The organism is Serratia sp. DFXYC6 (assembly GCF_057196085.1).
The window spans coordinates 1-21,136 of record NZ_JBXUNV010000002.1 but is presented as its reverse complement, the minus strand read 5'-3'; the positions used below and the strand labels follow the sequence as shown (position 1 = coordinate 21,136).

The following is a 21,136-nucleotide window of genomic DNA, read 5'->3' as shown; positions in this document are numbered from 1 at the left end:
CTATGCTCACGCGCTTGCGAGAAATTGTAGAGAAGGTGGCCGCGGCGGCCAGTCTGACGGATGCGCTGGATCTGCTGGTCAATGAAACCTGTCTGGCGATGGACACCGAAGTGTGTTCCATCTACCTGGCGGACAACGATCGCCGCTGTTACTACCTGATGGCCACGCGCGGGCTGAAAAAGCCGCGTGGGCGCACTATCGCATTGGCGTTTGACGAGGGCGTCGTCGGGTTGGTCGGCCGCCGAGCCGAGCCTATCAACCTGGCTGATGCCCAAAGCCACCCCAGTTTTAAATACGTTCCGCAGGTGAAAGAGGATCGTTTCCGATCCTTCCTCGGGGTGCCGATCATTCATCGGCGCCAACTGCTGGGGGTGCTGGTGGTGCAGCAGCGCGAGCTGCGCCAGTTCGATGAAAGCGAAGAGTCTTTCATGGTCACCCTGGCCACGCAGATGGCCGGGATCCTGTCACAGTCGCAGCTCAACGCCATTTTCGGTCAGTATCGCCAAACGCGCGTGCGCGCGCTGGCGGCCTCGCCCGGCGTGGCGGTGGCGGAAGGGTGGCAGGACAGCAGCCAGCCTTCGCTCGATCAGGTTTACCGCGCGTCGACGCTGGACACCGCCAGCGAGCGCGAGCGCCTGACGCTGGCGCTGGAAGAGGCCGGCGCGGAGTTTCGCCGTTTCAGCAAGCGTTTTGCCGCCAGCTCGCAAAAAGAGAGCGCGGCGATCTTCGATCTTTATTCTCACCTGTTAAACGACGCTCGCCTCAAGCGCGAACTGTTCGCCGAAATCGACAACGGTTCGGTGGCGGAGTGGGCGGTGAAGCAGGTGATAGAAGCCTTTGCCGAACAGTTCGCCAAACTGCAGGACACCTATATGCGCGAGCGCGGCAGCGACCTGCGCGCGCTGGGCCAACGCCTGCTGTTCCACCTCGACGACACCACCCAGGGCGCCACCCAGTGGCCGGCGCGTTTTGTGCTGGTGGCAGATGAGCTGACCGCGACATTGCTGGCCGAAGTGCCGCAGGATCGCCTGGTCGGCGTGGTGGTGCGCGACGGCGCCGCCAACTCGCATGCGGCGATTTTGGTGCGTGCGATGGGCGTGCCGACGGTGATGGGCGCCGACATCCAGCCTTCTCTGCTCAGCCAGCGGTTGCTGATCGTCGACGGTTATCGCGGTGAACTGCTGGTCGATCCTGAGCCGGTGTTGGTGCAGGAATATCAACGGCTGATCAGCGAAGAGCTGGAGCTGAGCAAGCTGGCGGAAGACGACGTCGAGCAGCCGGCGCAGTTGAAAAGCGGCGAGCGTATCCAGGTGATGCTGAACGCCGGCCTCAGCCCGGAACATGAACAGCTGTTGGGCGGCCGAGTGGATGGCGTGGGGTTGTACCGCACCGAAATCCCGTTCATGTTGCAAAGCGGTTTCCCGTCCGAAGAAGAACAGGTCGCGCAGTATCAAGGCATGCTGCAGCTTTATCCGAGCAAGCCGGTGACGCTGCGCACCCTGGATATCGGTGCCGACAAGCAACTGCCCTATATGCCGATCAGCGAAGAAAACCCTTGCCTGGGGTGGCGCGGCATCCGCATCACTCTGGATCAGCCGGAGATCTTTTTGATTCAGGTGCGCGCCATGCTGCGCGCCAATGCCGGCACCGGCAACCTGGGCATTTTGCTGCCGATGGTCACCAGCCTGGAAGAGGTCGATGAGGCCAAGCGCTTGATTGACCGCGCCGGGCGCGAGGTGGAAGAGGTGCTTGGCTACACGATCCCGAAACCGAAAATCGGCGTGATGCTAGAAGTGCCGTCGATGATTTTCCTGATCCCGCATTTGGCCGGGCGCGTCGACTTCATCTCGGTCGGCACCAACGATTTGACCCAGTACCTGCTGGCGGTGGATCGCAACAACACGCGGGTAGCCTCGCTGTACGACAACCTGCATCCCGCGATGCTGCAGGTGCTGAAGCTGATCGCCGAACAGGGGAAAGCAGCCGGGCTGCAGCTTAGCCTGTGCGGTGAGCTGGCCGGCGATCCCATGGGCGCGCTGTTGCTGGTGGGCATGGGCTATCGCAATCTGAGCATGAACGGCCGCAGCGTGGCGCGCATCAAATACCTGCTGCGGCATATCGACCTGGCCGACGCGGAGGTGTTGGCGCACCGGGTGTTGAACACCCAAATGACCACCGAAGTGCGCCATCTGGTGGCGGCGTTTATGGAGCGGCGCGGCATGGGCGGGCTGATCCGCGGGGGCCGATAACCGCCGCGCGGTGTGATTTTTTTACAGAACTTTTCCCGCGCTGCCGGCCCGGACCGCGCTAAGCCTATGTTATGATGCGCAACCTCAGCGCGACGCATGTTCGTCGTCTTGCAAACCGCAGCGGTCAACGCTGCCGTTTGAAAGGCGTGTGACAACCTGCGCCGACGTTTGGCACCTGCCGCCCCCGCATGGGGAAAAATAACAGACATGTTGTGGTGATAGATGAGCAATAGCTATCTGGCGTTTCCTAAATTTGATCCGGTCATTTTCTCCATTGGCCCGGTTTCTTTGCATTGGTACGGCCTGATGTATCTGGTCGGCTTCGTTTTTGCCATGTGGCTGGCGGTGCGCCGCGCCAACAAGCCGGGCAGCGGCTGGACCAAAGACGAAGTGGAAAACCTGCTCTACGCCGGTTTCCTGGGCGTATTCGTCGGTGGCCGCGTGGGCTATGTGCTGTTCTACAACCTGCCGCTGTTCCTGGATAATCCGCTCTATCTGTTCAAGGTCTGGGATGGCGGCATGTCGTTCCACGGCGGATTGATGGGGGTGATTCTGGTGATGTTCTGGTTCGCTCGCCGCACCAAACGCACCTTCTTCCAGGTTTCCGATTTTATCGCGCCATTGATCCCGTTCGGTTTGGGCGCCGGCCGCCTCGGCAACTTCATCAACGGTGAACTGTGGGGCCGCGTGACCACCGACACCCCTTGGGCGATGCTGTTCCCAAGCTCGCGCAGCGAAGACGTGGCGCTCGCCGCCGCCGACCCTTCTCTGATGCCGCTGCTGAATCAGTACGGCGTGCTGCCGCGTCACCCGTCCCAGCTGTATGAACTGCTGCTTGAAGGCGTGGTGCTGTTTATCATTCTGAACCTGTTCATCCGCAAGCCGCGGCCGATGGGTGCCGTATCGGGCCTGTTCCTGATCGGTTATGGCGCATTCCGCATCATCGTTGAAGCGTTCCGCCAGCCGGATGCCCAGCTTGGCCTGTTCGACGGCGTGATCAGCATGGGGCAGATCCTGTCCATCCCGATGGTGGTGGCCGGTGTTATTATGATGATTTGGGCGTACCGTCGTCGCCCGCAGCAACAACTGTCGTGAGGGACAAATGAAACAGTATCTGGATTTGATGAACAAGGTGCTCGCCGAGGGCACCCCTAAAGCCGACCGTACCGGCACTGGCACATTGTCGATTTTCGGCCACCAGATGCGTTTCAACTTGCAGGAAGGTTTCCCGTTGGTGACCACCAAGAAATGTCATCTGCGTTCGATCATTCATGAGCTGTTGTGGTTCCTGAACGGCGATACCAACATCGCCTATCTGCGTGACAACAAGGTCACCATTTGGGACGAGTGGGCCGATGAAAACGGCGATCTCGGCCCGGTGTACGGCAAACAGTGGCGCGCCTGGGGCGCAGCGGACGGCCGTCAGATCGATCAGCTGAGCAACGTGCTCCAGCAGCTGAAGCAAGATCCGGATTCGCGTCGCATCATTGTTTCCGCCTGGAACGTCGGCGAGCTGGATCAGATGGCGTTGGCACCGTGCCACGCGTTCTTCCAGTTCTACGTGGCGGACGGTAAGCTCTCTTGCCAGCTGTACCAGCGTTCCTGCGACGTCTTCCTCGGTCTGCCGTTCAACATCGCCAGCTACGCGCTGTTGGTGCATATGATGGCGCAGCAGTGCGATTTGGACGTCGGCGACTTCGTCTGGACCGGTGGCGATACCCATCTGTACAGCAACCACATGGAACAGACTCAGCTGCAACTGACGCGTGAACCCCGTCCGTTGCCGAAACTGGTGATCAAACGCAAACCGGCTTCACTGTTCGATTACCGTTTCGAAGACTTCGAGATCGAAGGTTACGATCCGCATCCGGCCATCAAGGCGCCGGTCGCGATCTGACCTTAACCGCATCACACCAGGGGCGCAGCGATTGCGCCCCTTTTTTTATCCGCATTGCGTACCGCGCCGCATTTTTTTGTCGCGGTCTGCCGTCGTAGAGAAAACATTGCGCAGCTTGCCGCAGCGCTTGCGCATGTGGCTTTACCGCGTTGTTACGGCCCTTACACTGGCGGCATGAACGACAATACTCTCTCGAACATCGATGATCGCCAACGGGGCATGACGCTAATTGAGCTATTGGCGGCGATCCTGATCGCCGGCATGCTCACCGGCTGGGGCGTCGGGCAATGGCGCTATCATCAGCAAGCGCTGCGGTTGGAACACACGGCCCAACAGCTGCTGGCGTTTTTGCTGCGACTGCAGGCGGACGCCAACTGGCGTAACCGCACGACGCTGCTGTGGTTCAAAAATGGCACGCCCTGGTGCCTGGGCGGCGGTGTGCCGCCGCCGGATTGCGCTTCCGCCGAGGGTCCCGTTTTCTCACCGTCTTACCGCGACGTCGTTTTGAGCGGCTACTCCGGCAAAGAGATTGGGTTTTATGGTTTGCGCAATACTGCGCAGGCGGGGCACATCCTTCTCAGCAACGACGCAGGCGGCCTGCGGCTGGTGCTGTCCGCCCGAGGGCGGCTGCGTTTGTGCAGCGAAGGGCTCCGGATAAGGGGGATCGCGCCATGCTGACTGTCGAACGCGGTTTTACCTTGCCGGAGGTGATGTTGGCGCTGGTGTTCGGCAGCGTGATCGTGCTCGGCGCCGCGAAAACCTACCCGCTGTTGCGTCAGCAAAACGTGGCCGTCGGCCAGCATTTTCGGCTGGAGTCAACGCTGCGACAGCTGGCGTTCGGCATCGAGAAAGACCTGCGCCGTGCCGGTTTCTGTGCCGGGCAGTGCGCCGGCCGCCCACTGCTGATCGGCCAGGCGGCGGGAGAAGCGGCGGGCAGCTGCGTTATCGTCGCTTACGACATCACCCGCAGCGGGCAATGGCTCACCTCGGGCGAGGATGCAGGTTATTTCGGTTATCGGCTGCGCAATGGCGGCCTGGAAGGGCAGCGCGGCGTGAGCCAATGCGATGGCGGCGGCTGGGAGCGGCTGCTCGATCGTGACGAAGTGCGCATTGAGCGGTTTCATGTGGCGATAGAGCGCGGGGAGCATGGCGGTGCGCTGGCCCGTTTGACTCTGGCGGGGCGCTCTGTCGGCGATGCGCGTATCAGGCGTAGCCTGAGCGGGAGCGTCGAAATGGCGGCGTTGCCATGAACCGGCGGAGCCAGCGAGGCGGCAGCACTTTGGCGGCGGTAATGTTGCTGTTGGCGCTGGGGCTGATGTTGCTCAATGCTCAGCATCGGCAATTGGATAACGCGCTGTTACTGGCCGCCGATCAGCAGCGTTACCTTCAGGCTTACAATCAGGCCGCTTCGGCGCTGAGTTGGGGCATGCTCCAGCGTTGGCCGCGCGCCGAGCTGAGTGCGGCGGCCTGGTTATGCAGGCAGCGCGCGGAACTGACGGCCTGCGCCCGGCTGTCTGCCAGAGCGGGCATGGTGACGATACGCGGCCTTGGGGAGATGCGCGGCGGTGAACTGGTATGGCTGTATCAATGGGGCACCTTTGACGGCGCGGAGGCTGCTGGCAAGTTGCAAGCACAGCCGGGCGGTCGGTTGGATTTTTGCCCCGAGAAAAGGTTGGCCGACTGTGACGGCTAACGCTCGGGCAGCGCGGATATCCCGCAACGGCTTCAGCCTGCCGGAGGTGTTGGTGGCGGCATTGTTGTTCTCGGTGTCGCTGCTGGGTTTGTTACAGTATCATCAGGTGCTGTTGCAGTCGTTCCAGCGCCAGTGGCACTACCGGCAAGCCTGGGTGATGGCGCATCAGCAGTTGGAGGCGTTCGCCGTCACCGGTCGGCTCGAGGCTGAACCGCTGCCGGAAGGCTGGCGGCGCGAGACGACACTTGACGATGCGGGGAGTGATTGCCGCCGATTGACGGTCAGAGTACAAACTCCGCAACGGCAGTGGGCGACGCTGAGCCGCTGGTATTGCGCCCGTTTTTGAGCCGGTACGTATCTTGTTTTAAAGGAGCCATCATGTTCACGGTTTATCATTCCAATCAGCTGGATTTATTGAAAACGCTGACCAGCGCGCTGATAGCCAGAGATCCGTTGACCGATCCTTTTCAACAGGAGGTGGTGCTGGTGCAAAGCCCCGGTATGGCGCAATGGCTGCAGATGCAGCTGGCGGAACAGTTCGGTATCGCCGCCAATGTCGCGTTTCCGCTGCCGGCGACCTTCATTTGGGACATGTTCACCCGGGTGTTGCCGGATATCCCGAAAGAGAGCGCCTTCAGCAAGGATGCCATGACCTGGAAGCTGATGTGGTTGTTGCCGGAGATGCTGACTCAGCCGGCGTTTGCGCCACTGCAGCACTATCTGACCGATGACGGCGACAAGCGCAAAATCCACCAGTTGGCCGGCCGGGTCGCCGACCTGTTCGACCAATATTTGGTTTATCGCCCGCAGTGGCTGGAGAGCTGGCAGCGCGGCGAACGCATCGACGGTCTGGCGGAGGCTCAGCAATGGCAGGCGCCGCTCTGGGCGCGACTGGTGGAATACACGCGTGAACTGGGGCAGCCGGAATGGCACCGCGCCAATCTGTATAGCCGCTTTATCCACGCGTTGGAACAGGCAACAACGTGTCCGCCCGGTTTGCCGCCGCGGGTGTTTATCTGCGGCATCTCGGCGTTGCCGCCGGTCTATCTGGAGGCGCTGCAGGCGCTGGGGCGGCATATCGATATCCACCTGATGTTCACCAACCCTTGTCGTTATTACTGGGGCGACATTCAGGATTACGCTTTCCTGGCCCGCTTGCAGAGCCGCAAGCGCCGTCACTATCATCAGGCGCGCGAGCAAGGGCTGTTTCGCGAACCGGCCGACGCGGCGCGCCTGTTTGACGCCGAAGGGCAGCAGCAACTCAGCAACCCGCTGCTGGCCTCCTGGGGCAAGCTGGGGCGCGATCACCTTTACCTGCTGTCGCAGATGGAAGGGGCGCAAGAGGTCGACGCCTTTGTCGATATCCCAGCCGATACCATGCTGCACGCCGTTCAGCGCGATATGCTGGAACTGGAAGACCATGCGGTAATCGGTATTACCGCGGAAACGCTGGAAAGCAGCTTCAGCAAACGTCCGCTTGATGAGAACGACCGCTCCCTCAGCCTGCACGCTTGTCACAGCCCGCAGCGGGAAGTGGAGGTTTTGCACGATCAGCTGCTGAGCATGCTGGCGCAGGATCCGTCGTTGACGCCGCGCGACATCATCGTGATGGTGGCGGATATCGACAGCTACACGCCATACATTCAGGCGGTGTTCGGCAATGCCCCCGCCGAGCGCTACCTGCCGTTTGCCATTTCCGACCGTAAAGCGCGCCAGGCGCATCCGGCGCTGCAGGCGTTCATTTCACTGCTCGATCTACCGCAAAGCCGCTTTACCTCGGAACAGGTACTGGCGTTGCTGGAGGTGCCGGCCCTGGCCGCCCGTTTCGCCATTGGCGAAGAGGGGCTGCGCCTGCTGCGTCATTGGGTCGGTGAATCCGGCGTGCGCTGGGGCCTGGACGATGATAACGTGCGCGAACTGGATCTGCCCGCCACCGGCCAGCACACCTGGCGCTTCGGCATTACGCGCATGCTGCTTGGCTATGCGATGGACAGCAATGCCGGCGATTGGCAGGGCATTTTGCCTTACGACGAATCGAGCGGGTTGGTCGCCGAACTGGCGGGGCAACTGGCAGACCTGCTGGCGCAGCTCAGCCACTGGCGGCAAATCTTGAGCGAAGCGCGCCCGCTCGAGGCGTGGCTGCCGCTGTGCCGCCAACTGCTGGATGCCTTCTTCGCAGCGGACAGCGACACCGAAGTGGTGCTGGCGCTGATCGAACAGCAGTGGCAGCAGGCCATTAATTTTGGCTTGGCGGCGCGCTATCCCGATGAGGTGCCGTTGACCATTCTGCGTGACGATCTGGCGGCGCGCCTCGATCAGGAGCGCATCAGCCAGCGCTTCCTCGCCGGGCAAATCAACTTCTGCACGCTGATGCCGATGCGTTCCATTCCGTTCAAGGTGGTGTGCCTGCTGGGCATGAACGACGGCGTGTATCCGCGCACGCTGCCGCCGCTGGGCTTTGATCTGATGGCGCAGCAGGTCAAACGCGGCGACCGCAGCCGCCGCGATGACGACCGCTATCTGTTCCTGGAAGCGATTTTGTCCGCTCAGCAGCGGCTGTATATCAGCTTCATCGGCCGTTCCATTCAGGACAACAGCCCGCGCTACCCTTCGGTGCTGGTCACTGAGCTGCTTGAGTACCTGGAGCAAAGCTATTGCCTGCCGGGAGATGAGGAACTCAGCGCAGACGACAGCGCCCGACGGGTTGGTGAGCACTTGCTGAAGTGGCATGCGCGCATGCCGTTCGCCGCCGAGAATTTCTTGCCGGGCTCGGAGGCGCAAAGCTATGCCGCCGAGTGGCTGCCCGCCGCCGATGGTCGCGGTGCGGCGCATCCGGCGTTCAACCAGCCGCTGCCTGCCGAAGCGCTGCAGCAAATATCGTTGGATGAGCTGCTGCGGTTTTACCGCCATCCGATTCGCGCGTTTTTCCAATTGCGGCTGGGCGTCAGTTTTATCCTGGAAGAGACCGAGCTGCCGGACGAAGAGCCCTTCACGCTGGATAACCTCAGCCGCTACCAGTTCAACAGCCAACTGCTGAATACCCTGATCGACGGCGACGATCCCGAACGGTTGTTCCAGCGGGTGCGTGCCGCCGGCGGCTTGCCCTATGGCGCCTTCGGCGAGATCTATTGGCAAAAGCAGCAGGAAGAGATGAGCGAACTGGCCGAGCAGGTGCGTGCGGAACGCGCAGAGAGCCATAGCCTGGAGCTGGATATCGATATTGCCGGCGTACGTCTCAGCGGCTGGCTGCATCAGGTGCAGGATGACGGCCTGTTGCGCTGGCGGCCCGCCACGTTGTCGGCGGTGGATGGCATATTGCTGTGGCTGGAGCACCTGGTGTACTGCCGCGCCGGCGGCACCGGCGAGAGCCGCATCTACGGCCGCAAGAACTCCGCCTGGCGCTTTGCCGCTCTGGCGCCTGAAGAGGCACAGGCGCAGCTGGCGGAGCTGTTGACGGGCTATCAGCGCGGTCTGAGCCAGCCGCTGTTGTTGCTGAACAAGAGCGGATGGGCATGGTTGAGCCAGTGTTATCTGCCGGAAACGCAGCAAATCGACTGGGAGGAAGAAGCGCAAATTAAGGCACGCGCCAAATTGCTGCAGGCCTGGCAGGGCGATCAGCGCATTCCCGGAGAAGGGGAAGATCCCTACGTGCAGCGAGTATTCCGCCAATTGGATAATGAATACTTAGCGCAAATACTGGCCGAAACAGAGCGTTATCTGCTGCCGGTGGCGCGACATAACCTGGGGTAACAATCCCCCGGTGGTGCTGTACGTCGGGAGGTGGTAAAAATAACGAAGGTTATATTCAACCATTGGGGTGATTCCCGGTCTTACATAACGTACAGGCATATACCCGCCGCGTTTTGGGGCGCCACATTGGCGAAGAATCCGGCGAGTACAGATTTGGTTATGTGGTTTTGATGTACGTCGCCAGCGTCAGGGAGTGGGCGTGGCGATGTCAGAATAGGGGTTTATTTTGGATATGCGCAGACAGTTGGCCCGCATCACCGGGCTGGTATTATTGGCTATGTGTTGGGCGCCGTTGAGTTGGGCCGCACAAGGATGGCAACCGCTGGCGGAGAAGATCAACAAGAGCGAGCACGATCCGCGTCAGTACGAGGCGATCAAGTTGGCTAACGGCATGACGGTGCTGCTGGTGTCCGATGCCCAGGCGCCGAAATCGCTGGCGGCGCTGGCATTGCCGGTTGGATCGCTCGAAGATCCGAACAGCCAACTGGGATTGGCGCACTATCTGGAACATATGGTGCTGATGGGCTCCAAACGCTATCCAGAGCCGGAAAACCTGTCCGAATTCCTGAAAAAGCACGGCGGCAGCCACAACGCCAGTACTGCCTCTTATCGCACCGCCTTCTATCTGGAAGTGGAAAATGATGCGCTGGAGCCGGCGGTCGACCGCATGGCCGACGCCATTGCCGAGCCGCTGCTGGATCCGGGCAATGCCGATCGCGAGCGCAACGCAGTGAACGCCGAGTTGACGATGGCGCGTTCGCGCGACGGCATGCGCATGGCGCAGGTCGGCGCGGAAACCCTTAACCCGGCGCACCCGAGCGCGCGCTTCTCCGGCGGCAATCTCGATACGTTGAAAGACAAGCCGGACAGCAAGTTGCACGATGAACTGACCGGCTTCTATAAGCGTTACTATTCCGCCAATCTGATGATGGGCGTTTTGTACGGTAATCAGTCGCTGCCGCAGTTGGCCGACATTGCGGCGAAAACCTTTGGCCGCGTGCCGAATCATGACGCCAGCGTGCCGCCGATCACCGTGCCGGCCGTCACGCCGGAACAGCAGGGCATCATCATTCACTATGTGCCGGCGCAGCCGCGCAAGCAGCTGAAGGTCGAGTTCCGCATCGATAACAACAGCGCCGCGTTTCGCAGCAAAACCGATACCTACATCAGCTACCTGATCGGCAACCGCAGCAAAAACACCCTGTCTGACTGGCTGCAGAAGCAGGGGTTGGCGGACGCCATCAATGCCGGCGCCGATCCGATGGTTGATCGCAACGGCGGCGTCTTCGCCATCAGCGTTTCACTCACTGACAAAGGCCTGGCCCAGCGCGATGAGGTCGTCGCCGCCATTTTCAACTACCTGAAAATGCTGCGCAGCGAGGGCATCAAGCAGAGCTACTTCGATGAAATCTCGCATGTTCTGAACCTGGACTTCCGTTATCCCTCGATCACGCGCGACATGGACTATATCGAATGGCTGGTGGACACCATGCTGCGCGTGCCGGTTGAGCATGCGCTGGACGCGCCTTATCTGGCCGACCGTTATGATCCAAAGGCGATCGCCGAACGCCTGGACGCCATGACGCCGCAAAACGCTCGCATCTGGTTCGTCAGCCCGGATGAACCGCACAACAAGACGGCCTATTTCGTCAACGCGCCTTACCAGGTCGACAAAATCACGCCGCAGCGCTTTACGCAGTGGCAGCAGTTGGAGAGCGGCATTTCCCTGTCGCTGCCGGCGCTCAACCCGTACATCCCGGATGACTTTACCCTGACCAAGCCATCGCACGAGTTCAAAAAACCGGAAATGGTGGTGGATAAACCCGGCCTGCGCGTGTTGTACATGCCGAGTCGTTACTTCGCCGACGAGCCGAAGGCCGACGTCACCGTCGCTTTCCGCAACGCCAAAACCATGGATTCCGCGCGCAATCAGGTGCTGTTCTCGCTGACGGATTATCTGGCCGGCCTCGCGTTGGATCAGTTGAGCTATCAGGCGTCGGTCGGCGGGTTGAGCTTCTCGACCTCGCCGAACAACGGTCTGATGTTTAACGCCAACGGTTTCACCCAGCGTTTGCCGCAGTTGCTGACGGCGCTGATCGAGGGGTATTCCAGCTTCACGCCGACGGAAGATCAGTTGGCGCAAGCCAAATCCTGGTATCTGGAGCAGCTGGACGCCGCCGAGAAGGGCAAGGCGTTTGAGCTGGCCATTCAGCCGGTGCAGATGGTTTCCCGCGTGCCGTATTCCGAACGCAGCGAGCGCCGCGAAGTGCTGAAGACGTTAACGCTGAAAGACGTGCTGGCCTATCGCGACAGCCTGCTGGCCGAGGCCACGCCGGAGCTGCTGGTAGTGGGCAACATGAGCAAGCAGCAGGTCGACACGTTGGCGTCGACGCTGAAACATCGTCTGGGCTGTATCGGTAGCGAATGGTGGCACGGCGAAGACGTGGTGGTGGACAAGAATCATCTGGCCAACCTGCAACAGGTGGGCAGCAGCACTGACTCGGCGCTGGCGGCGGTTTATGTGCCGACCGGCTACGACGAAGTGACCGGCATGGCCTACAGTTCGCTGCTGGGGCAGATTATTCAGCCGTGGTTTTACAGCCAGCTGCGCACGCAGGAGCAATTGGGGTACGCGGTCTTCGCCTTCCCGATGTCGGTGGGGCGCCAGTGGGGCGTGGGCTTCCTGTTGCAGAGCAACAGCAAACAGCCGGCCTACCTGTACCAGCGCTATCAGGATTTCTACCCGAAAACCGAGAAACGCCTACGCGACATGAGCGAGGCGGACTTTGAACAGTACAAACAGGCGCTCATCAATGAGCTGAAACAGCGGCCGCAAACCCTGAGCGAAGAGGCCAGCCGGTTCGCCAACGATTTCGATCGCGGCAACTTCGCCTTCGATACTCGTCAGAAACTGATCGCACAGGTGCAACAGCTGACGCCGGCCAAACTGGCGGATTATTTCCACCAGGCGGTGATCCAGCCACAGGGGCTGGCGGTGCTGTCGCAGGTTAGCGGCAGCGGGCAAGACAAGGCGGATTACGCGGCGCCTAAGGATTGGGTCACCTATCCGAACGCGTCGGCATTGCAGCAGATTTTGCCGCGTAAAGTGGCAACACCATGACGGAAATTGCCCCGCAGAGGCTGGAGCCGCTGTCGCTGCCGCTGTTCGGCGAACGCCTGATAGAAGCGTCGGCGGGCACCGGCAAAACTTTTACCATCGGCGCGCTGTATCTGCGCTTGCTGCTGGGGTTGGGCGGTGACGCGGCGTTTCCCCGCCCGCTGACGGTCGAAGAAATCCTGGTGGTGACCTTTACCGAGGCCGCCACCGAGGAGCTGCGCGGGCGCATCCGCGACAATATCCACGGGCTGCGCATTGCCTGCGTGCGCGGTAAAGACGCGGAATGCAAAAATCCGCTGTTTATCGCGCTGATGGAAGAAATTGACGATTTGAGCGACGCCGCCTCGCAGCTGCTGGCGGCGGAGCGGCAAATGGACGAAGCGGCGATCTACACCATTCACGGCTTTTGCCAACGGATGCTGACGCACAACGCCTTCGAGTCCGGCATGTTGTTTGAACAAACGCTGGTGCAGGACGAGCTGCCGCTGCGACGGCAGGCCTGTGCCGATTTCTGGCGTCGCCACTGCTATCCGTTGCCGCTGGGCGTGGCGCGTGCGGTCAGCCAGGAGTGGAGCGGCCCGGAAGCGTTGCTGGCCGATCTTTCCGGTTACCTGCACGGCGAAGCGCCGGCGCTGCGTCGGCCGCCGAAGGACGAAGAAACCGTCCTGATGCGCCACGAGCAGATCGTCGCGCGCATCGACGCCATCAAGGCGCAATGGCGGGCGGCGGCGGGCGATCTGGAGGCGTTGATCGCCCAGTCCGGCGTCGATAAGCGCAGCTACAGCAGTAAACACCTGCCGAACTGGCTGAACAAGGTCGGCGAATGGAGCGGGCAGGAGACTCAGGACTACCAGCTGCCGAAGGAACTGGATAAATTTCGCCAGTCGGTGCTGCTGGAGAAGACCAAGAAAGGCGAGCCGCCGCGTCATGCGCTGTTCACGGCGATAGACGAACTGTTCGATGAACCCTTGACGCTGCGCGATCTGATCATGGCGCGCGCGCTCAGCGAGATCCGCACCTCTATTCAGCAGGAAAAGCGCCAGCGCGCCGAGCTTGGGTTTGACGACCTGCTCAGCCGGCTGGACGGCGCCCTGCAAAGCGGCGGCGGCGAACAGTTGGCGCTGGCGATCCGCCAGCGCTATCCGGTGGCGATGATCGATGAATTCCAGGATACCGATCCGCAGCAATACCGTATTTTCCAAAAACTTTACGTCGGCCGGCCCGATTGCGGCCTGCTGTTGATCGGCGATCCCAAGCAGGCGATTTACGCCTTCCGCGGCGCCGACATCTTTACCTACATGCGCGCGCGTTCAGAGGTGAGCGCCCACTATACGCTGGAGACTAACTGGCGCTCGTCGCCGTCGATGGTCGCCAGCGTCAATCACCTGTTTTCTCAGGTAGAAAAGCCTTTCCTGTTCGGCCAAATCCCCTTTATTGAGGTTAACGCGGCGGAAAAGAACCAAGGGCTGGCGTTTGAATTGCACGGCAAGCCGCAGCCGGCGATGCAGTTCTGGCTGCAGCAGGGGGAAGGCGCGGGTGTAAGTGATTACCAACAGCTGATGGCGCGCCTGTGCGCCACGCAAATTCGCGACTGGCTCAGTGCCGGGCAGCAGGGCCTGGCACGGCTGCAGAACGGCAAGGAGTCACGGCCGGTACAAGCCTCCGATATCACGGTACTGGTGCGCAGCCGCAATGAGGCGGCGTTGGTGCGCGATGCGTTGAGCGCGCTGTCTATCCCGTCGGTCTACCTGTCCAACCGCGACAGCGTGTTTGACACCCCGGAGGCCAAAGACCTGCTGTGGTTGCTGCAGGCGGTGTTGGCGCCGGAGCAGGAGCGTACGCTGCGCAGCGCCATGGCCACCGGGCTGATGGGGCTGGACGCGCCGACGCTGGACGGCCTGAGCCGCGATGAGCGCGCCTGGGACGCGCTGGTTAACGAGTTCGACAATTACCGCACGCTCTGGCTGCGCCGCGGCGTGTTGCCGATGCTGAGCGAGCTGATGAAAGCGCGCCAACTGGCGGAGAACCTGCTGGCCAGCGCCGGCGGCGAGCGTCGCTTGACCGACGTGCTGCATCTGGGGGAGCTGTTGCAAGAAGCGGCGGCGCAGCTCGACAGCGAGCATGCGCTGGTGCGCTGGCTGGCGCAGCAGATCGCCCAGCCCAATCGCCAGTCCGACAATCAGCAGCTGCGGCTGGAGAGCGACCGGCATCTGGTGCAGGTGATCACGATCCACAAGTCCAAGGGGCTGGAGTTCGATCTGGTGTGGCTGCCGTTCGTCGGCAACTTCCGCCAGCAGCAACAGGCGCTGTATCACGATCGCCACAGTTTCCAGGCGTTGCTGGATCTCGACGCCAATGAAGAGAGCCAGGCCTGGGCGGAGGAGGAGCGCTTGGCGGAAGACCTGCGTCTGCTGTACGTGGCGCTGACCCGCTCGGTGTACCACTGCAGCATCGGCATCGCGCCGCTGTTCCAGGGCACGCGCAAGAAACAGGGCGATACCGATCTGCACCGCAGCGCATTGGGTTATCTGGTGCAGGGCGGGCAGGCCGGCGACGCCGTGTATCTGCAGGAGCGGCTGCAGCAATTGGCGGGCGGGGGTATCGCGCTGTCGCTGGTTGAACCGCCGGACGAAGAACCCTGGCACCCTCAGGCGGCACTGGCCGAAGCGCTGGCGGCGAAAAGCTTTACCCGGCGGATCCAGGATTTTTGGCGGGTGACCAGCTATACCGGTTTGCAACAGCACGGCGCGAGCCTGATGCAGGATCTGCTGCCGCGTCTGGATGTCGACGCTGCGGGGGAGCGGAGTGAGGAGAGTGAGCCAGCGCTCACACCGCATACCTTTCCGCGCGGCGCGACGCCCGGCACTTTCCTGCACAGCCTGTTCGAAACGCTGGACTTCACCCAGCCGTTGGATGAACAGTGGTTGCTGGCACAGCTGCAACAGCAAGGATTTGCCGAACACTGGCAGCCGATTTTGCTGGCGTGGATGCAGGTATTGCTCAACACGCCGCTCGCCGACAGCGGCGTGACGCTGGCGGCGCTAACGCCGCAGCACAAGCAGGCCGAGCTGCAGTTCTATTTGCCGATCAACCGGTTGTTGCAGGCGAAGGAGCTCGATGCCCTGGTGAAGCGTTACGATCCGCTTTCCGCCCGCTGTCCGGCGCTGGATTTCCATCAGGTGCAGGGCATGCTGAAAGGCTTTATCGACCTGGTGTTCTGTTGGCAGGGCAAATACTACCTGCTGGACTACAAGTCCAACTGGTTAGGGGAAGACAGCAGCGCCTATACCCGGCCGGCGATGGAGCAGGCGATGGCGGAGCATCGTTACGATCTGCAATATCAGCTGTATACGCTGGCGCTGCACCGTTATCTGCGTCATCGGCTGCCGGATTATGATTACCGGCGCCATTTCGGCGGGGTGATTTATCTGTTCCTGCGCGGCGTGGATACGGCGCACCCGGGCAACGGCATTTTCACCTGTCTTCCCGAGTTTGAGCTGGTGGCGGGGATGGATCGCTTGTTCAGCGGCGAGGCTGCTGCGACGGAGGATGGATCATGATCGCACTGCTGGAGCAGGCGGTGGCGCTTGGCGTGTTGCGCCCGCTGGACGTGCAGTTCGCCCGCGTGGTGGCGAACGAAGACGAGCCCGATATTTTGCTGGCCGCCGCCTGCCTGAGCGCAGAGGCGGGGGCCGGTCACGTCTGTCTGATGCTGGAGCAGCTGCAGGCGGATACGATGTTTGAAGGGCGCCAACCGACGCTGGCGCTGGCGCTGTGGGAGGCGGCCGGGCGACCGGATAGCGCGCGTTGGCAGCAGCGCCTGGCGGCCAGCGCGGCGGTCGGGGACGGCAGTAGCGCTACGCCGCTGGTGCTGCGCGGGCCGTGCTTGTATCTGCAGCGCATGTGGCAAAACGAAGGTGAAGTGGCGGCGTTTATCGGCGGCGAAGGCGAGTCGCTGGCGGTGCCGGAGGCTGAACTGCGCACTATTCTCGACCGCTTGTTCGGTTCGGCGAGCGACGAACCCGATTGGCAGAAGATCGCCGCCGCGGTAGCCGCCACGCGGCGCATTGCTGTCATTTCCGGCGGGCCGGGCACCGGTAAAACCACCACCGTCGCCAAGCTGTTGGCGGCGCTGGTGCAGTTGGATGAAAGCGCGCGCTTGCGCATTCAGCTGGCGGCGCCGACTGGCAAGGCGGCGGCGCGTCTGACGGAGTCGCTTGGCAGCGCCAGCCGTCAGCTGGCGTTGACCCCGGCGCAGCAGGCGCTGTTCCCGACGGAGGCGGCGACGTTACACCGTCTGTTGGGGGCGCAGCCGAACAGTCAACGCATGCGCTATCACCGCGGCAACCGGCTGCATTTGGATGTGCTGGTGGTGGATGAGGCCTCGATGGTCGATCTGCCGATGATGGCGCGCCTGATTGCCGCGCTGCCCGATCGGGCGCGGGTGATTTTCCTTGGCGATCGCGATCAGCTGGCCTCGGTGGAGGCCGGCGCGGTGCTGGGGGACATTTGCCGTTTTGCCGAGCAGGGATACAGCGATGCGCGTGCCGCAGAGCTGAGCCGCCTGACCGGCTGTTCGCTCGCAGGGCGGCAGGCCGACGCGGAAGCGGCGGTGCGCGACAGCCTGTGTTTGCTGCGCAAGAGCTACCGTTTTGACGCTCGATCCGGCATCGGTCAATTGGCGTTGGCGGTCAACGCCGGTGCTGGGGAGCGCGCGCTGGCAGCCTTAAGCGGCAGTTTCGGCGATGTCGCGGGCTATGCGCTGGCAACGAGCGAAGAGTATCAGGCGCTGCTGGACGCGTGCGTGGCGGGCTACCGCGACTATTTGCGATTGGCCGCCGAGGGCGCGGATGCGGCGGCGGTGTTGGCCGCCTTTAGTCGCTTCCAGGTGCTGTGCGCGCTGCGTGAAGGGCCGTTTGGCGTTGCCGGCCTGAATGAACGTATTGAACTCGGGCTACAGCGCGCCGGCCTGATTGACCGCAAACCGGGCGTGATCGGCCGCTGGTATCGGGGGCGGCCGGTGATGATCGGCCGCAACGACAGCGCGCTGGGGTTATTCAATGGGGATATCGGCATTACGCTGCCGGATGAGCGCGGCGAGCTGCGCGTGCATTTCCAACTGCCGGATGGAAGCATCAAGTCGGTGCAGCCGAGCCGTTTGCCGACGCATGAAACCGCCTATGCCATGACGGTGCATAAATCTCAGGGATCGGAGTTTGACCATACGGTGCTGGTGTTGCCGAATCACTTCCTGCCGGTGCTGACGCGCGAATTGGTCTATACCGCGATCACTCGCGCGCGTAAGCAGCTCTCGCTGTATGCCACGGAGGCGGTGCTGCTGCGGGCCATTCGTATGCCGACCCAGCGCCGCAGCGGATTGGCTGAACGGCTGCAGGCAACGGAATAAGCGTTGAAGGGGCGCGGTAGCGGCCGCGCCCACAGGGATTACAGATCCGCCAGCAGAATTTTGGAGCGGCGTTGGTAGTTGTACAGCGCCTGTTTCTGCATCGGCAGCACGTCGACTTCTGCCGGGGTGAATCCGCGCTCCTGGAACCAGTGGATGCTGCGGGTGGTCAGTACGAACAGCTTCTTTAATCCCATCTGCCGCGCCTGGTTTTCCACCCGCTGCAGCAGCATTTCGCCGCGCGAAGAGCTGCGGTAGTCGGGATGCACCGCCACGCAGGCCATTTCACCGATTTTTTCCTCCGGGAACGGGTACAGTGCCGCGCAGGCGATGGTCAGGTTGTCGCGTTCGATAATGGTGAATTTGTCGATCTCCATCTCCAGCTGTTCACGCGAACGGCGCACCAGAATACCCTGCTGCTCGAGCGGCCGGATCAGCTCCAGGATGCCGCCGATGTCGTTGATCGTCGCCCGGCGCACCTGTTCGGCGCTCTCCATCACGATTTGGGTGCCGATGCCGTCGCGCGAGAACAACTCCTGTACCAGCGCGCCGTCTTCCTGGTAGCTGATCAGGTGGCTGCGGCGTACGCCGCTGCGGCAGCCTTTCACCGCGCCGCGCAGGAAGCGCACGGTGCCGGAATGGTAGTCACCGCCTTCCTCCAGCTCTTCAAGGCGCTTTTGCGCGTCGTTGGGGAACAGCTCGGAAAGGATGTTGCCTTCCGCGTCGGTCACGCCCTGTGAGGAGCAGAAACCGATCATTTTTTCCGCCTTCAGCTTAATCGCCAACTGGGTGGCCACTTCTTCCGAGGTCAGGTTGAAGCTCTCGCCGGTGACCGAAACCGCGACCGGGCCAATCAACACGATGGCGTTGCTGTCGAGCTGACGGTGGATCGCTTCTTCATCGATGCGGCGAATGCGGCCGCTGTGGCAGTAGTCGATGCCGTCATCGACGCCCAGCGGCTGCGCGATGATGAAGTTGCCGCTGACCACGTTGATATGCGCGCCCTGCAGTGGCGTGTTGTTGAGGCTCATCGACAGCCGAGCGGTGATGTCGAGCTGCAGCAGGCCGGCGGCCTGCTTGACCAGCTCCAGCGTATGGGCGTCGGTCACGCGGGTGTGTTTGTGGTAGATCGGCTCATAGTTATGCTGAGCCAGATTGGCGTCGATCTGCGGCCGCGCGCCGTAAACCACCACCAGGCGAATACCCAGGCTATGCAGCAACCCGATATCGTTGACGATGTTGGAGAAATTCTCGTGTTCGATGGCTTCCCCGCCGAGCATGATGACGAACGTCTTGCCGCGGTGGGCGTTGATATAGGGGACTGAGTGACGGAATCCTTGCACCAGCTCTGTACTACGTTCCTTCACGGCCAAACCTCTTTGCATATTTATACGATATTTTTGTATTTTTATTCTTTTATTGCGCCGATGGCAAGTGGGAAATCGTCATGAAGCGTGCGCTAAGGGCGCTAAATCGTTAATAAATTGAAAAACCATAAAAAGATTTTCTGATGACAGGGCTGGAATGATTGGTTAAAGTTTTCGGCATCCCCATTTCATTGGTGTTTTTTTCATCTGTTGTAAACAGCTATTACTGCCGGAGCCGCATGCCAAACGCTAATCACAATCTGGGCCGCCGTCGTTTATTACAGGGCGTTGCCGCCAGCTGGCTGCTGAGTGTGAGTCGTACGGGCTTCGCCGCATCATCGCACGTGATCGCCGTGCGCGTCTGGCCATCCTCCACCTATACCCGCGTCACGCTGGAATCCAACGTCGAGCTGAAATACAAGCAGTTCGCCCTGACCAATCCCGATCGCGTGGTGGTGGATATCGAAGGCGTTCATCTCAACAGCGTGCTGAAAGGCATCGCCGGGCAGGTGCGCGCCGACGATCCTTATCTCAAGCAGGCGCGCGTCGGCCAGTTCGATCAGAATACCGTGCGGCTGGTGCTGGAGCTCAAACAAAGCGTCAGCCCGCATATTTTCACGCTGGCGCCGGTGCCGGAGTATCGCAACCGTCTGGTGATGGATCTCTATCCGACCAAGGGCGGCAGCGGCGGCGAGGAATATGATCCGCTACTGGCGTTACTGGAAGATTACAACAAGGGCGATCTGGAGCGCACGCTGCCGCCGGAAGCGCCGCAGGCCGGCAAAGCGGGGCGCGATCGGCCGATCGTCATCATGCTGGATCCCGGCCACGGCGGCGAAGATCCCGGCGCGATCGGCAAGTACAAGACGCGCGAGAAAGACATCGTGCTGCAGATTGCCCGCAAGCTGAGCGCCATGATCAAGCGCGAGCCGAACATGAAAGTGTTCATGACGCGTAATGAAGACGTGTTTATTCCGCTCAAGGTGCGCGTCGCCAAGGCGCGCAAGCAGCGTGCCGATCTGTTCGTTTCGATTCACGCCGACGCCTTCACCAGCCGCGCCGCGCGCGGGTCATCGGTGTTCGCATTGTCCACCAAAGGCGCCACCAGCTCGGCGGCCAAGTTCCTGGCGCAGACGCAGAATGCCTCGGACCAAATCGGCGGTGTCAGCAAGAGCGGCGACCGCTATCTTGACCACACCATGTTCGATCTGATCCAGACCGCGACCATCAACGACAGCCTGAAATTCGGCAAGGAAGTGTTGAACCGGATGGGCAAAATCAACCGGTTGCACAAGAATCGCGTCGATCAGGCCGGTTTTGCGGTGTTGAAGGCGCCGGATATCCCGTCGATCCTGGTGGAAACGGCGTTTATCAGCAACATCGAAGAGGAGCGCAAGCTGCGCACCAGCCATTTCCAGCAGCAGGTGGCGGAGTCGATTCTGGCGGGCATCAAGGCTTATTTCGCCAACGGCGGCGCGCTGGCGAGTCGATAACGGCAGGGCCGGGCGCGAGTCCGGCTATTTTCGCGGATTGCAGATACAAAAAAACACCCGTCAGGGTGCTTATCTGTTGTCATCAAGAGTTGGTTGCGGGGGCCGGATTTGAACCGACGACCTTCGGGTTATGAGCCCGACGAGCTACCAGGCTGCTCCACCCCG

The 21,136-nt window shown here is 61.5% G+C and carries 13 protein-coding genes; 12 read left to right on the top strand and 1 reads right to left on the bottom strand.

The window, feature by feature from the left end:
• Positions 1 to 2: 2 nt before the first annotated feature.
• The 11 genes from ptsP to recD all read left to right on the top strand — a co-directional run bounded on the left by ptsP (position 3) and on the right by recD (position 18,114).
• Positions 3 to 2,249 carry a phosphoenolpyruvate--protein phosphotransferase gene (gene ptsP, locus AC2CGQ_RS13475; protein WP_484593722.1) on the top strand — a complete coding sequence of 749 codons (2,247 nt, stop codon included), beginning with the start codon at positions 3 to 5 and terminating at the stop codon, positions 2,247 to 2,249.
• Between the two features lie 222 nt (positions 2,250 to 2,471).
• Positions 2,472 to 3,344, top strand: coding sequence for a prolipoprotein diacylglyceryl transferase (gene lgt, locus AC2CGQ_RS13470; RefSeq protein WP_166445368.1), 873 nt, complete (start codon positions 2,472 to 2,474; stop codon positions 3,342 to 3,344).
• 7 nt (positions 3,345 to 3,351) lie between these two features.
• Positions 3,352 to 4,146, top strand: coding sequence for a thymidylate synthase (thyA, locus tag AC2CGQ_RS13465; protein WP_046899044.1), 795 nt, complete (start codon positions 3,352 to 3,354; stop codon positions 4,144 to 4,146).
• Positions 4,147 to 4,320: 174 nt separating this feature from the next.
• The gene (locus AC2CGQ_RS13460) at positions 4,321 to 4,824 is read left to right on the top strand and encodes a prepilin peptidase-dependent protein (protein ID WP_048324802.1); all 504 of its coding nucleotides are present in this window, start codon (positions 4,321 to 4,323) and stop codon (positions 4,822 to 4,824) included.
• Complete coding sequence (locus AC2CGQ_RS13455; RefSeq protein WP_235363281.1) at positions 4,818 to 5,396, top strand: prepilin peptidase-dependent protein; 579 nt, start codon at positions 4,818 to 4,820, stop codon at positions 5,394 to 5,396. Before AC2CGQ_RS13460 ends, AC2CGQ_RS13455 begins: the two co-directional genes overlap by 7 nt.
• The gene (locus tag AC2CGQ_RS13450; RefSeq protein WP_156866529.1) at positions 5,393 to 5,839 is read left to right on the top strand and encodes a YgdB family protein; all 447 of its coding nucleotides are present in this window, start codon (positions 5,393 to 5,395) and stop codon (positions 5,837 to 5,839) included. Before AC2CGQ_RS13455 ends, AC2CGQ_RS13450 begins: the two co-directional genes overlap by 4 nt.
• Positions 5,829 to 6,185: a prepilin-type N-terminal cleavage/methylation domain-containing protein gene (locus AC2CGQ_RS13445; RefSeq protein ID WP_139831020.1), complete on the top strand. Its 357-nt coding sequence runs from the start codon at positions 5,829 to 5,831 to the stop codon at positions 6,183 to 6,185. The genes AC2CGQ_RS13450 and AC2CGQ_RS13445 overlap by 11 nt, the downstream gene beginning before the upstream one ends.
• A 32-nt stretch (positions 6,186 to 6,217) precedes the next feature.
• Complete coding sequence (recC, locus tag AC2CGQ_RS13440) at positions 6,218 to 9,589, top strand: exodeoxyribonuclease V subunit gamma (RefSeq protein ID WP_156866530.1); 3,372 nt, start codon at positions 6,218 to 6,220, stop codon at positions 9,587 to 9,589.
• A gap of 232 nt (positions 9,590 to 9,821) precedes the next feature.
• Complete coding sequence (gene ptrA / locus AC2CGQ_RS13435; RefSeq protein WP_338911565.1) at positions 9,822 to 12,710, top strand: pitrilysin; 2,889 nt, start codon at positions 9,822 to 9,824, stop codon at positions 12,708 to 12,710.
• A complete protein-coding gene (recB, locus tag AC2CGQ_RS13430) occupies positions 12,707 to 16,267 on the top strand; it encodes an exodeoxyribonuclease V subunit beta (protein WP_166445365.1) in 3,561 nt (1,186 codons plus the stop codon). The genes ptrA and recB overlap by 4 nt, the downstream gene beginning before the upstream one ends.
• Complete coding sequence (gene recD / locus AC2CGQ_RS13425; RefSeq protein WP_166445364.1) at positions 16,264 to 18,114, top strand: exodeoxyribonuclease V subunit alpha; 1,851 nt, start codon at positions 16,264 to 16,266, stop codon at positions 18,112 to 18,114. Before recB ends, recD begins: the two co-directional genes overlap by 4 nt.
• Before the next feature lie 38 nt (positions 18,115 to 18,152).
• Here the strand turns inward: recD and argA are convergent, their stop codons facing one another.
• Entirely contained in the window at positions 18,153 to 19,478 is a 1,326-nt protein-coding gene (gene argA, locus AC2CGQ_RS13420; RefSeq protein WP_015378910.1) for an amino-acid N-acetyltransferase, read from the bottom strand.
• Positions 19,479 to 19,717: 239 nt separating this feature from the next.
• On the opposite strand from argA, the gene amiC reads away from it, so the two are divergent.
• Complete coding sequence (amiC, locus tag AC2CGQ_RS13415; protein ID WP_004931882.1) at positions 19,718 to 20,971, top strand: N-acetylmuramoyl-L-alanine amidase AmiC; 1,254 nt, start codon at positions 19,718 to 19,720, stop codon at positions 20,969 to 20,971.
• Positions 20,972 to 21,136 lie beyond the last annotated feature (165 nt).